Genomic DNA, 12,674 nt, shown 5'->3' with positions numbered 1-12,674 from the left:
TGAAGCTTTTAAAATCAGGGAATCAGTAAGGATGAATCACCGTAGCTCAGGAAACGGAAATCGTGAGCCAGGGCATAATCATAAATCGGTCGCCAGTTGCCTTTCACAAAGGCTGAAACCAACAACAGCAGGGTGCTCTGCGGCTGATGGAAATTGGTCACCATTTTCTTGACAATGTGATATTCGTAACCCGGAGCGATGATAATCTGGGTACTGGTGTGCAGGGCTTCCAGTCCGTGACGGTCCATGTAGTCGAGGAGGTGTTGCAGGGCCTCCATCGTGCTCAGTGTCGGATGAGTGTCGTAGGGTTGCCATTGCTGTACGTGCAGCTCTTCCTGGCTGGCATCCAGATGCTGTGATACTGTTACGCCGATGTAGTAAAGACTTTCGAGGGTACGGACAGAAGTGGTGCCTACCGCTACCGCCTCGCCTCCGTGTGCCAGCAGTTTCTCGATGGTACTCCGGTTTACGGAGATGTATTCCGTATGCATTTCGTGTCCTTCAATCTCTTCACTCTTTACCGGCTTGAACGTACCGGCTCCCACGTGGAGGGTCACTTCTTCCAGGTCGACTCCTTTTTCTTTCAGGGCGTTCAATACGCGCTCGGTGAAGTGCAGGCCGGCGGTCGGGGCCGCTACGGAACCTTTTATCTTGGAATAAACCGTCTGATAAGTTACCTTGTCACTTTCCTGCGTCTCTCTGTTCAAGTAGGGAGGAATGGGCAATTCGCCGAAGAATTCCAAGATGTCGGCAAAGGTCACTTCGGGGTTGTCCCAGGTGAAATCAATCCAGTGGCTGGTGCCGTGGCAGGCGCCACGGGTGGCCGTCAAGGTCAGGGTTTTGCCTTTGACTGTCATTTCCTTATGCAGCGGGCCTTCCTTCCATTTCTTCAGGTTGCCAATCATGCAGAGCCAGGCGGAGTGTTGGGTTTGCTGGAAGTTGAGGGCATAATCGTTGGGCTCGATGGGCTCCAGACAGAATATTTCAATCAGCGCACCGGTTTCCTTGCGGAAATGCAGACGGGCCTGAATCACTTTCGTATTGTTGAAAATCATGAGGGTGCCGGGTTCCAGGTAATCCGGAAGGGAAGTGAAATGGGTTTCACTGATTTGTCCGTGCTGATATACCAGCAGCTTGGATTGGTCGCGGACTGGCAGCGGGAATTTCGCGATGCGGTCATCCGGTAGCGGATAGTTGTAATCGCTGATTTTTATATGCTTGGTATCTTCCATGTCGTTTATTTTTTTGCAAAAGTACAATAATTAGCAGAATCCTCCTAACAGAATAATTTTTTCATGGACTTCGTTTCATGGCTCTTTGAATAATTTCCATATTCCGATGAAAGTCGCTACATTTGTCAGAGTTATAAAATCAGAGAAAGATATGAAAATAGGAGATAAAGTACGTTTCCTGAGCGAAGTGGGTGGAGGAATTGTCCGCGGCTTTCAGGGAAAAGATGTGGCATTGGTAGAAGGAGAAGACGGGTTTGAAATTCCTATGCTGATTAAGGAATGTGTGGTGATTCAGACTGATGATTATAATATTCCGTTGAAGTCGACTAAAAAGCCTTCGGCTCCTGAGGTGGAAGAGGAAGAAGAGGTGGAAGAAGAAAAACCGATTACGTATCGGGCACCTGAGATTCGCGGGAACGATGTACTGAACGTGTTCCTGGCCTATGTGCCGCAGGATGTGAAGGCTATCTCTTCTACAGCCTTTGATGCTTACCTGGTGAACGACAGCAATTATTTCGTGGATTACCTGTACCTTTCGGCAGAAGGCAACAGTTGGACATTGCGCAGCCGGGGTACAGTGAAACCAAACATGAAGCTGCATCTGGAAGAATTTGAAAAGAGTGACCTGAACGAAATGGAGCGCGTGGCGGTACAGTTGATGGTGTATAAAGACGATCGTTCGTTTTTGTTGAAGCCGGCAGTCACACAGGAGTTGCGCATCGATACGGTGAAGTTCTATAAGCTGCATACGTTCCAGCCGTCGGCTTTCTTTGAAGAACCGGCCTTGATTTATGAGATTGTGAAGGACGATGAAGCGGTGAAGCAGGTTTATGTGTCAGCCGATGACATCAAGAATGCGCTGTTGCAGAAGAACGTGCAGGACGTACCGGCCAAGGTACAGAAAAAGCAGCATGTGGTGAAAAATGAGATTGTGGAGGTGGACTTGCACATCCATGAATTATTGGACGATACTACCGGCATGGGTAATGCAGAAATGTTGAACTATCAGTTGGATGTGTTCCGCAAGACGCTGGAAGAGTATAAGCAGAAGAAAGGCCAGCGGATTGTGTTTATTCATGGCAAGGGAGACGGTGTGCTGCGCCGGGCCATCCTGGATGAACTGAAGCGGAAGTACAAGACTTACCAATGGCAGGATGCTTCTTTCCGGGAATACGGATTTGGGGCTACGATGGTGACAATACGTTAAGAGATATGAGAACTTTGAAAGAATTGCTGTCAGCCGACCGTTTTGCGGCGGAGGCAGGAGTGGAATTGTTGGAAATCAGTCCGGGATATGCCAAGGCGCGGATGAAAGTGACTGAGACGCATTTGAATGCCGGAGGGGTTTGCCAGGGAGGTGCGTTGTTCACGCTGGCTGACCTGACTTTTGCGGCTGTAGCAAATAGTCGGGAAAAGTTGACCTTGTCGTTGAATGCGAACATCACGTTTTTGCGTGCGGTCAGCGAAGGTTATGTATATGCAGAGGCAAACGAGGTCTATAATCATTTCCGTGTGCCTTTTGTAGAAGTTCGTTTGATGGATGAACAACAACAGTTGATTGCTGTGATGACCAGTTCTGGGTATCGGAAGAATGAAGAATTGAACGTGGAAGGGCTGGAATAAAACACAAAGGAACTTTCAGGAGCATTCCGATTCCTGAATCAACAAACAATCCCCCTTGCTTCTAAATTTTGAAGTGCACCTGAAAGTTAGATACCACATTTTGGGGTGCATTTCATTTTAAAAGCAAGGGGGATTTTTTACTCGTTTGTCAGATTTGTGCAAAAGCCTGCGTCAAGTCAGCAATCAAATCATCGATATGTTCGGTACCTATTGATAAACGGATGGTGGCTTGTGAGATGCCTTGTGCGGCCAGTTCTTCGTCATTGAGCTGGGAGTGAGTGGTGCTGGCCGGGTGGATGACCAGTGATTTCACATCGGCTACGTTGGCCAGTAAGGAGAAAATCTTCAGGTGGTCGATGAAGCGGTGCGCTTCGGTGCGTCCTCCTTTGATTTCAAAGGTAAAGATGGATCCGGCTCCTTTCGGGAAATACTTCTGGTAGAGTGCCGGAGAAGTGTGTGACGCCAGCGACGGATGGTTGACTTTCGTCACCTTGGGGTGATGCTGCAGGAAGTCCACTACCTTCAAGGCGTTTTCCACATGGCGTTCCACTCTCAGTGAAAGCGTTTCCAGTCCCTGCAAGAGCAGGAAAGCATTGAACGGACTGAGGGCGGCTCCGGTATCACGAAGCAGGATGGCCCGGATGCGGGTCACGTAGGCAGCAGCTCCGGCTACTTCGGTGAAGCAGAGGCCGTGGTAACATGGGTCTGGGTCGGTCAACTGGGGGAACTTTCCGGAAGCCTTCCAGTCGAACTTACCGGAATCCACGATGATACCTCCCAGCGAGGTGCCATGCCCGCCGATGAATTTGGTAGCCGAATGAATCACGATGTCGGCTCCGTACTCAATGGGACGCAACAAATAGGGGGTGGCAAAGGTGTTGTCTATCAAGAGGGGAATCTGATGCCGGTGGGCAATTTCCGCAATACGTTCAATGTCCACCAATGTACTGTTGGGATTTCCTAAACTTTCAATGAATAACGCTTTGGTGTTCGGCTGGATGGCCCGTTCGAAGTTCTCCGGGTCTTCCGGGTCTACGAAGGTAGTATGTACGCCCCGGGTGGGGAAAGTATGTGCCAGCAGGTTGTAAGTGCCTCCATAAATGGTGCAGGCAGATACGATATGGTCACCTTGTTGGGTGATATTTTCAAACGCGTAACTGATGGCGGCGGCTCCTGAGGCAACGGCCAGCGCGGCCACTCCGCCTTCCAATGCGGCCACCCGCTGTTCCAGTACACTTTGTGTGGGATTGGTCAGGCGTCCGTAAATGTTTCCACCCTCTTCCAAGCTGAAACGGGCGGCTGCATGAGCCGAATCCTGAAATACATACGAAGTAGTCTGATAAATAGGTACAGCCCGTGCATCGGTAGCCGGATCTGGTGTTTCTTGTCCTACGTGTAGTTGAAGTGTTTCGAAGTGTAGCTTAGTCTTTTCCATTGCTGTGAGTTTTTAGAGGTTTTAAATACAATGCAAAAGTAGTTCTGATGGACATATCCTCCAATATGTACGGAAAATATGGAAAATTCATCTATCAAGTGATGTTGTAAAAGAAAAAACGATTAGTTTTGTATGTATAAAATGAACTTTGATAGAATAAAATTCTTATGACCGAAAGATTGGATAAAGTAGATTTGCAGATTCTCCGCACGTTGCAGGAGAATGCCCGGTTGACTACCAAGGAACTGGCAGCACAAGTCAGTTTGTCGTCTACCCCCGTATTTGAGCGGTTGAAAAGGTTGGAGCGGGAAGGATACATCAAGAAATACATTGCCGTGCTCGATGCCGACAAGTTGAATCAGGGGTTTGTGGTGTTCTGCAACGTGAAGTTGCGTCGGATGAACAAGGACATTGCCATGGAGTTTACTCGCATCATCCAGCAGATACCGGAGGTGACGGAGTGTTACAACATTTCAGGAAGCTATGATTACCTGTTGAAAATCCATGCCCCAAACATGAAGTACTACCAGGAATTTATCATTAATGTATTAGGAACGGTCGACAGTCTGGGTTCGTTGGAAAGCATGTTTGTGATGGATGAAGTGAAGCACGACTACGGACTTCATATTTAAGCTTCTGTATGGTTTACTACTCTTTTATTCTATAGTCGAAGCTCTGAATAGAATATTATTCTGTTTTGATAGGTGTTTTGTGGGTTAAACAATTCCTTTTTTCTAAATATTCTTTGAATGTTGGTGGATAAATCAATTGCTTGTATCTTTGTCGCAATCAATTAACAAATGCACGATGAAAGTAATAGATTTAATCAAGAATAGTAAGGAACCGATATTTTCCTTTGAGATTTTGCCACCTTTGAAAGGAAACAGCATACAAAAAGTATATCACGTCATCGACAAGTTGCGTGAGTTCGACCCCAAGTACATCAACATCACGGCTCACCACAGCGAGATTGTGTATCTGCCGCAACCCGACGGTAATCTGAAGAAGACCACGGTCCGGAAACGTCCGGGTACAGTGGCCATTGCGGCAGCCATTCAGAACAAGTACGGTATTCAGGCGGTGCCTCATATTATCTGCAAGGGATTTACCAAGGAAGAAACGGAATACGCCTTGCTCGACTTGAACTTTTTAGGCATTACCAATTTGCTGTTGCTGAGAGGCGACTCCAAACCGTTGGACATTGCAGCGAAGGACTTGTATCTCTATAACGAACACGCTACCGACTTGCAGCAGCAGGTGAACCGCTTCAATCAGGGCATTTCGCTGGACGGTTCGAAAATTGAAGGCATTGAGACTCCTTTCTCTTATGGCATGGCCTGCTATCCGGAGAAGCATGAAGAAGCGCCCAACATGGAATCAGACTTGTTTTACTTGAAAGAGAAAGTACGTAACGGAGCGGATTACGTGGTGACACAGATGTTCTTTGACAACGAGAAATACTATGCTTTTGTCGACCGTTGCCGGCAGGAAGGTATTGAGGTGCCTATCATTCCAGGTATCAAGCCGGTAGTCTTCAAGAATCAGTTGAATGTGTTGCCTAAAGTGTTCCGCACGGATATACCGGAAGCCTTTGCTTCAGAACTCCGCAAGTGTGCGAATGATGAGGAGGTGAAGGCGGTAGGAGTAGAATGGTGCAAGGCCCAGTGCAAAGACTTGCTGGCACATGGGGTTCCCGGCCTGCATTTCTATACCTTTATGGCTTCCGACAGTGTATATAAAGTGGCCAAAGAGATTTATTGATCTTTTTGACCTTTGTTGAGGGCAATCCTTCTTAACCGGATGCGCAGATTGGATAATTCTGCATCAGTATGCGGGGAAGAAGGATTGTGTGGTTTTAATACAAGGCTATGATCTTTTCCGTTCAAGGCATCTGGAAGCACCACATCCTGACGGTAGACCTTTTGCTCTTCGGCTGGGCGTAACAGGTAGGTTGCCTGAGTTTCGAATCGGTTGTAAGAGCGAAGAATGACCATATTCTTTCCCTTTTCAAGTGGAAGAAGTACTTTTTCAGTACGGAACTTCGTACGGTATGGATTCAAGTGTTTGGCAATCAATTTTCCGTTTACGTAGATTTCCATACCGTTTCCAGCTCCTACTTCTGCCAGCACATATTGTGAACGGGGTGCTTCGATTTCTCGCAGAATATAGTAGCTCGCAAACTGAGGACAATCGAGTGTACCTTCTTCTTTTGTTTGTTTCCAGGCTTTACCGGTAAGGGGAGAGTGCTGCAGATTGGCAGATAAGGAGTCTTTGGCATGGAAAATTCCGTTCCCAGGTCCGCATACATAGGTTTCTCCCCATGTGGGGCTTGAGAGTGAATTTATTTTTTGTTCTTTACCTTTGTTTAAAGTGACGTGATAAGTCTTTCCGTCAAGGGTCAAATCAATTTCACGTCCTGCTTCCTGGGAGGTATAAACCACTTCCAGCTGCTTTAAAAGCAGTTGTTCAAAGTTCCAGCTGTAACCAATGACACTACGGTAGTTGGTATAATAGTCAAAGCAGGAATAGCTGTATTGTGGAGTCGCATTCTGTGCAGTTAATACTATGCTTCTGACCGTATTTCCGGGTAACGGTTCAATTTTTTTGTCAAAATCAAGTGTCAGTACATGAATCTGTTTGTCCTTATAGGCTGAGGCTGGTATGGTGAGCACCACTTCATCTCCATATTGCAGGTAGGTAGCCATTTTCCCGTCTCCTTTTTGCAAGATATAGCCTGGCATCTGGAAGGTAATTTTTCCTTCTTTCGGATAGTTGCCTGAAAGGAACAGATATAAGTGGTTGTCTTTGCGGGTCACTGCTCCCCACTCAAATTCTTGCTGGAATGGAGAAGCTTCTGTTTGATATACAGCGTAACCATAACGAGAAAGCCAGTTGCCCATTTGTTCCAGTACTTCTTTTTCAAAGTCGACCACTTCGCCGTTTCCTTTAGGGCCAATGTTGAGCAAATAGTTTCCTCCTCTGGAAACGACATTGATCAAGCTGAGAATTTTCTCCCGTACTTTGTCTTCCACCTTGCCGCGTTCCTGCCAGGAGCGGTAGCCCCAAGTTTCATTGAACATGGAAGCGGCACTTTGCCAAGGAGCATGCAGTGTTTTTTCCGGATAGTCATTGTCGGCCATCACACAGAAATTGTATTGGTCATTTCCCAGTCGTCCACTGACCATGCAGTCGGGTTGGTACTGGTGAACCATTTCGTAAAGTTCTTTACTCTGTGCAGGAGTGTTGGAACCCATGTCGAACCAAAGCTCTGAGATAGTTCCGTAGCGAGTCAGCAATTCCTTCAACTGTTGCTTGGTATAATTGTGATGAGCTTCCGTAATGAAATCCGCATTATGCGGTGACATGGGCGAAGCATACGGATAGTGCCAGTCGATGAGTGAAAAGTATAGTCCGAACCGTAATCCTTGTCGGTGGGCTGCTTCTGCCAATTCTTTGACGAAATCCCGTTTGCAAGGGCTGGCATCGTAGGAATTGAATGGAGTGGTGGCGGTTTTGAACAGGCAGAATCCATCGTGGTGCTTGCTGGTAAAGATAATGGAATGCATACCCGCCTTCTTAGCCAGCAAGGCGATGGAGTCTGCATTGAACGCAGTGGGATTAAACTCACTGGCTAATTTTTCGTATTCCTCTTGAGGTATTTGTGCAAAAGCCCGAATCTGTTCACTGTATCCATCTTGAATTTGTTGATGGTTCCAAACTCCTCCCAGTTGTGAATAAAGTCCAAAATGGATGAACATGGAAAACTTGTCTCCGTGCCATTGCTGGAAGGCTTGTGGAGAAACTTGGCCTTTCACTCCCAGACCGATTACACACACTAATAAGGTGATAAATAGCTTTTTCATGGGCTTTGCTGAATTCGTTTAAGCAAAGATAAGGAGTTCTTTGTTTTTATAGTGCTTTTTTATGTAATTTTGCAGCCGATTTAAAAACCATTAAAAACAAGTTAAATTCAAATGAAAAAATTATTTCTTTTCGTTCTTCTCCTGTCTGCCTTTGTGGGAGGAGCCGTGGCGCAAAACATTCAGTTACACTACGACTTGGGACGTGCCTTGTACAAATCACTCGACGAACGTCCTTGGGTAACCACTACGGTCGAAATGTTCAAGGCCGACAATTGGGGAAGCACGTATTTCTTTGTCGATATGGATTACACGGATAAGGGAGTGGCTTCAGCCTATTGGGAAATCAGCCGGGAACTGAAATTCTGGAAAGCTCCTTTTTCTGCACACGTAGAATATAATGGTGGTTTGAATTATATCAACAATGCATTCTTGGGAGGTGCTACCTATTCTTGGAACAACAGTGACTTCTCAAAGACTTTTGGTATTCAGGTATTGTATAAATACATCCAGAAGAATGCGAAGCCTCACAACTTCCAGTTAACGGGTACGTGGACCCTGAATTTCTGGCAGGGAAAGTTTACAATGAGTGGATTTGCCGATTTCTGGCGTGAAAAACATACTGACGAAAAGGGGCAGAACTATAACTTTATTTTCATCAGTGAACCGCAGTTCTGGATTAATCTGAACAAGTTCAAGCACGTGAACGATAATTTGAACCTGAGTGTGGGTTCGGAATGGGAGTTGAGTACCAATTTTGCTACTCGCGACGGTTTCTATTTCATTCCGACACTGGCCATGAAATGGAGTTTCTGATAAGGAAATAGACTTAAAGCAATTATAAAATGAAAATGCTGGAAAAATTATTTGGCTTTAATCCTCGGGAAACCCGTGTACGCACGGAAATCCTGGCAGGTATTACTACTTTTTTGACCATGGCCTATATTCTGGCGGTCAATCCGAATATCCTGTCGGCTACGGGGATGGACAAAGGAGCCTTGTTTACGACGACGGTCGTGGCTTCTGCTTTTGCCACCTTGTTGATGGCCTTGTATGCGAAACTTCCTTTCGGACTGGCTCCGGGGATGGGCTTGAACGCGTTTTTTGCCTATACGGTATGTCTGACGCTGGGATATACCTGGCAGTTTGCCCTGACGGCTGTGCTGCTGGAAGGTATTATCTTTATTCTGTTGACGATTACAAATCTGCGTGAAAAGATTGTGGATGCACTTCCGCTCACGCTTCGAAATGCCATTGGGGCAGGTATCGGTCTGTTTATCGCTTTCATAGGTTTGCAGAATGCCGGTATTATTGTAAACAACGATGCGACTTTGCTTTCACTGGGAGATATCACTTCAGGCTCTGCCTTACTGGGAATTATCGGTCTGCTGGTCACTTCCATCCTGCTGATTAAAAGAGTACGCGGTGCCTTGCTGATTGGTATCCTGCTGACTACCGTGATTGGCATTCCGATGGGGCAGACTCATCTGGATGGCGTATTCAGTACACCTCCTTCCATAGCTCCGATTTTCTGTCAGTTCCAGTGGGAACATATCTTCACCAAGGAAATGGTCATTGTCGTTTTCACTTTCCTGTTTGTGGATATGTTTGATACCATCGGTACCTTGGTGGGCGTAACCACAAAGGCGGGTATGGTGACAAAAGACGGAAAGATTCCTCATTTGAAGCAGGCTTTTTTGGTAGATGCGGTAGGTACGACAGCTGGAGCCGTATTGGGAACCAGTACCATTACGACCTTTGTGGAGAGTGCTTCCGGAGTGGGAGAAGGCGGACGTAGCGGACTGACCTCGTTTGTGACGGCTGTTTGCTTCCTGTTATCTTTGTTTTTGGCTCCTTTCTTCCTGGCTGTTCCGGGAGCTGCTACGGCTCCGGTACTGATTCTGGTGGGACTGATGATGATGTCTTCTGTCAAGAAGGTAGATTTTCTGGATTATTCTGAGGCCATTCCGGCTTTCATCTGCATTATCTTCATGCCGTTGGCTTATAGTATCTCCGATGGTATTGTGCTGGGAATGATCAGTTATGTCTTGATTAACTTGTTGTGTGGGCATACCAAGAAACTGACGCCGGCCATGTACATCTTGTCGGTCATCTTTGTCTTTAAGTTCTTTTTGTAATTTTAATCTATCCTGATAGATAACGGAAATACCGATGTAACAAGTATCGGTATTTCCGTTTTTTTATGTACAAAATGTAATCAAATGTTGGTCATAAAAGGGATTTTTCTACCTTTGTTGAATGTGAAATGTATTTTATAATTAAACTTTTAAAATCTAAGACATGAATGAATCTTTTTTAGAAGCACGACAAGTCACTAAACGTTATGCCAACCATACGGCATTGGAGGAAGTAAGCATTCAGGTTCCTAAGGGGCAAGTCTTTGGTTTGCTGGGACCCAACGGGGCCGGAAAAACTACGCTGATTCGTATTATTAACCGTATTACGGCGCCCGATGCGGGGGAAGTATGGTTCAATGGGCATCTTTCACAACCGCAGGATATTTATTCCATCGGTTATCTTCCGGAAGAACGAGGACTTTACAAGAAAATGAAAGTAGGGGAACAGGCCATTTATTTAGCTCAGTTGAAAGGCTTGAGCCGTCAGGAAGCAAAAAAACGTCTGACCGACTGGTTCGATCGGTTTGATATTATGCCTTGGTGGAACAAGAAGCTGGAAGAACTTTCCAAAGGGATGCAGCAGAAAGTACAGTTTGTCATCACGGTACTCCACCGTCCTCCTTTGTTGATTTTCGATGAACCTTTTTCCGGTTTTGACCCAGTGAATGCGGAACTGTTGAAACGAGAAATCCTGAAGCTGAAAGAAGAAGGGCATACCATTATCTTCTCTACGCACAACATGGCATCCGTAGAAGAAATCTGCGACCACATTGCGTTGATCAATCATTCCCAGGTGGTGTTGCAGGGAGCTGTGCAAGACATACGTTCTCAGTATAAGAGCAATCAGTATGAACTGACGGTACGATTGGACAATCCTTTGCCGGAATCGGATGCTTTTGAGGTGGTTGACAGTCAAGTCGTCGATGCGCAAACGGTCAGTTACAAATTGCGTAAGCTGACTTCCATCTCCAATTCGGAAATGTTGTCACTGATTGGTGCCCAAACCGAAATCATTCAGTTCTCAGAATGTATTCCTTCCATGAACGATATTTTTATCCGTACGGTAGAAGGTAAAATTTAATTAAATCTATTTTGCTATGAACAAGACTTGGATTATTATTCAACGTGAATTTATAAATCGAGTGAGCAAGAAATCATTCATTTTGCTCACCATCCTGATGCCGTTTGTGTTTGCGGCACTTATTTTTGTTCCTTTATGGTTGTCTACCGTTAAGGGAGGTGACCAGAAACAGGTGGCTGTCATTGATGCCACCATGAAATACCTGCCTCAGTTCAAGGACGATGAATCCTGGCATTTTGTCGGTGTGCCTCAAATGGAGGCTTCTTTTCGGACAGATTCCAGTGCGTTTGAGGCTGTGGTGGAAATCAAGGCCGACCTGGCGGCTCATCCGGAAGCCGTGACCATTTATTCACGGAAAGAAGTGCCGAACAGCCTTTCTCGACTGGTAGGCGAGACACTTGATGAACAGGTACGTCAGGACAAACTGCTTCACTATGACATTCCCCAGTTACCTTCCATCATGCAAGATATGAACCGGAAACTGAATATCCGAACAGTAAAATGGAGTGACGACGGCACGGAAAGTGAGTCGAATGCGGGAGCAGCCATGGCCGCCGGCATGGTATTGACTTTCCTTATTTATATGTTTGTAATGTCATACGGAGGTATGGTGATGCAAAGTGTGATGGAGGAAAAGACTAACCGTATTGTGGAAGTCATTGTGTCTTCTGTACGTCCTTTTCAGCTGATGATTGGAAAGATTGTGGGTATCGGGCTGGTAGGTGTGGCCCAGCTGGCCATTTGGATTCTGTTGATTGTGGTGTTGTTGGGCATTGCGGGTAGCTTATCCGGCAGTTCTCCGGAGTTGATGGGAGAGGCTTCCGGGTTACTGGCTACACTTCACGGATTGAATTTAGCCAAAATGGGAGGCTTCTTTGTCTTGAACTTCATCGGAGGCTATCTGGTATATGCATCTATCTTTGCGGCCATCGGGGCGGCCATCAACGGGCAGGAAGATTCCCAACAGTTTATGACTCCGATTATTCTGTTACTGATTTTTGCGCTGTATGCGGGTATCTATAGTTCCGATAATCCTGACGGACCGCTGGCTATCTGGTGTTCCATGATTCCGTTTACTTCTCCCATTGTCATGATGGTGCGTTTGCCTTTCGATGTACCGGTCTGGGAAACCGTGCTGTCGGTGGTGATTTTGTATGCCGCTGCTTTCGGTATGATTTGGATAGCGGGAAAGATTTACCGGGTAGGTATTCTGATGTACGGAAAGAAACCTTCTTTCAAGGAAATGATTCGTTGGATTACTTATAAGTAAAAAACAGATACATAAAAAAACGAGTCCCGAACTTA

Annotated in this window: 11 protein-coding genes; 8 read left to right on the top strand and 3 right to left on the bottom strand. The window is 46.1% G+C overall.

Features of this window, described 5'->3' with window-relative positions; translation table 11 throughout:
- Positions 1-14 precede the first annotated feature (14 nt).
- Positions 15-1,232, bottom strand: a complete 1,218-nt coding sequence (locus H6A28_RS05995) for an S-adenosylmethionine:tRNA ribosyltransferase-isomerase (protein ID WP_204479329.1) — start codon at positions 1,230-1,232, stop codon at positions 15-17.
- Positions 1,233-1,383: 151 nt separating this feature from the next.
- Here H6A28_RS05995 and H6A28_RS05990 point away from each other — a divergent pair, with 151 nt between their 5' ends.
- Positions 1,384-2,439, top strand: coding sequence for a DUF2027 domain-containing protein (locus H6A28_RS05990; protein WP_204476316.1), 1,056 nt, complete (start codon positions 1,384-1,386; stop codon positions 2,437-2,439).
- Positions 2,440-2,444: 5 nt separating this feature from the next.
- Positions 2,445-2,855 carry a PaaI family thioesterase gene (locus tag H6A28_RS05985; RefSeq protein WP_204479327.1) on the top strand — a complete coding sequence of 137 codons (411 nt, stop codon included), beginning with the start codon at positions 2,445-2,447 and terminating at the stop codon, positions 2,853-2,855.
- Positions 2,856-3,003: 148 nt separating this feature from the next.
- On the opposite strand, the gene H6A28_RS05980 is transcribed toward H6A28_RS05985, so the two are convergent.
- Positions 3,004-4,290, bottom strand: coding sequence for an O-acetylhomoserine aminocarboxypropyltransferase/cysteine synthase family protein (locus H6A28_RS05980; protein WP_204476314.1), 1,287 nt, complete (start codon positions 4,288-4,290; stop codon positions 3,004-3,006).
- A 167-nt stretch (positions 4,291-4,457) separates the two neighbouring features.
- On the opposite strand from H6A28_RS05980, the gene H6A28_RS05975 reads away from it, so the two are divergent.
- Positions 4,458-4,922: an Lrp/AsnC family transcriptional regulator gene (locus H6A28_RS05975; RefSeq protein WP_239465278.1), complete on the top strand. Its 465-nt coding sequence runs from the start codon at positions 4,458-4,460 to the stop codon at positions 4,920-4,922.
- Between the two features lie 175 nt (positions 4,923-5,097).
- Positions 5,098-6,051, top strand: coding sequence for a methylenetetrahydrofolate reductase [NAD(P)H] (gene metF / locus H6A28_RS05970; protein WP_204476313.1), 954 nt, complete (start codon positions 5,098-5,100; stop codon positions 6,049-6,051).
- Here the strand turns inward: metF and H6A28_RS05965 are convergent.
- A complete protein-coding gene (locus H6A28_RS05965; RefSeq protein WP_204476312.1) occupies positions 6,045-8,153 on the bottom strand; it encodes an alpha-L-fucosidase in 2,109 nt (702 codons plus the stop codon). The genes metF and H6A28_RS05965 overlap by 7 nt on opposite strands.
- Positions 8,154-8,264: 111 nt before the next feature.
- On the opposite strand from H6A28_RS05965, the gene H6A28_RS05960 reads away from it, so the two are divergent.
- From H6A28_RS05960 to H6A28_RS05945, 4 genes are all read left to right on the top strand, one after another.
- Entirely contained in the window at positions 8,265-8,966 is a 702-nt protein-coding gene (locus H6A28_RS05960; RefSeq protein WP_204476311.1) for a DUF5020 family protein, read from the top strand.
- 35 nt (positions 8,967-9,001) lie between these two features.
- Complete coding sequence (locus H6A28_RS05955; protein ID WP_204476964.1) at positions 9,002-10,288, top strand: NCS2 family permease; 1,287 nt, start codon at positions 9,002-9,004, stop codon at positions 10,286-10,288.
- A 163-nt stretch (positions 10,289-10,451) separates the two neighbouring features.
- The gene (locus tag H6A28_RS05950) at positions 10,452-11,369 is read left to right on the top strand and encodes an ABC transporter ATP-binding protein (RefSeq protein ID WP_204479325.1); all 918 of its coding nucleotides are present in this window, start codon (positions 10,452-10,454) and stop codon (positions 11,367-11,369) included.
- 16 nt (positions 11,370-11,385) lie between these two features.
- Positions 11,386-12,639, top strand: a complete 1,254-nt coding sequence (locus H6A28_RS05945) for an ABC transporter permease (protein WP_204476941.1) — start codon at positions 11,386-11,388, stop codon at positions 12,637-12,639.
- Positions 12,640-12,674 lie beyond the last annotated feature (35 nt).

It is taken from the genome of Bacteroides mediterraneensis (assembly GCF_016900355.1).
In the GTDB taxonomy this organism is placed as follows: Bacteria; Bacteroidota; Bacteroidia; order Bacteroidales; family Bacteroidaceae; genus Phocaeicola.
Note: the sequence above shows the minus strand (reverse complement) of the source record. Positions and strands in the feature narration are given on the sequence as shown.

Bases quoted from the DNA above. Each gene is read 5' to 3' on its own strand.
- H6A28_RS05995 (WP_204479329.1), bottom strand. From the start codon at position 1,232: ATGGAAGATACCAAGCATATAAAAATCAGCGATTACAACTATCCGCTA.
- H6A28_RS05990 (WP_204476316.1), top strand. From the start codon at position 1,384: ATGAAAATAGGAGATAAAGTACGTTTCCTGAGCGAAGTGGGTGGAGGA.
- H6A28_RS05985 (WP_204479327.1), top strand. From the start codon at position 2,445: ATGAGAACTTTGAAAGAATTGCTGTCAGCCGACCGTTTTGCGGCGGAG.
- H6A28_RS05980 (WP_204476314.1), bottom strand. From the start codon at position 4,290: ATGGAAAAGACTAAGCTACACTTCGAAACACTTCAACTACACGTAGGA.
- H6A28_RS05975 (WP_239465278.1), top strand. From the start codon at position 4,458: ATGACCGAAAGATTGGATAAAGTAGATTTGCAGATTCTCCGCACGTTG.
- metF (WP_204476313.1), top strand. From the start codon at position 5,098: ATGAAAGTAATAGATTTAATCAAGAATAGTAAGGAACCGATATTTTCC.
- H6A28_RS05965 (WP_204476312.1), bottom strand. From the start codon at position 8,153: ATGAAAAAGCTATTTATCACCTTATTAGTGTGTGTAATCGGTCTGGGA.
- H6A28_RS05960 (WP_204476311.1), top strand. From the start codon at position 8,265: ATGAAAAAATTATTTCTTTTCGTTCTTCTCCTGTCTGCCTTTGTGGGA.
- H6A28_RS05955 (WP_204476964.1), top strand. From the start codon at position 9,002: ATGCTGGAAAAATTATTTGGCTTTAATCCTCGGGAAACCCGTGTACGC.
- H6A28_RS05950 (WP_204479325.1), top strand. From the start codon at position 10,452: ATGAATGAATCTTTTTTAGAAGCACGACAAGTCACTAAACGTTATGCC.
- H6A28_RS05945 (WP_204476941.1), top strand. From the start codon at position 11,386: ATGAACAAGACTTGGATTATTATTCAACGTGAATTTATAAATCGAGTG.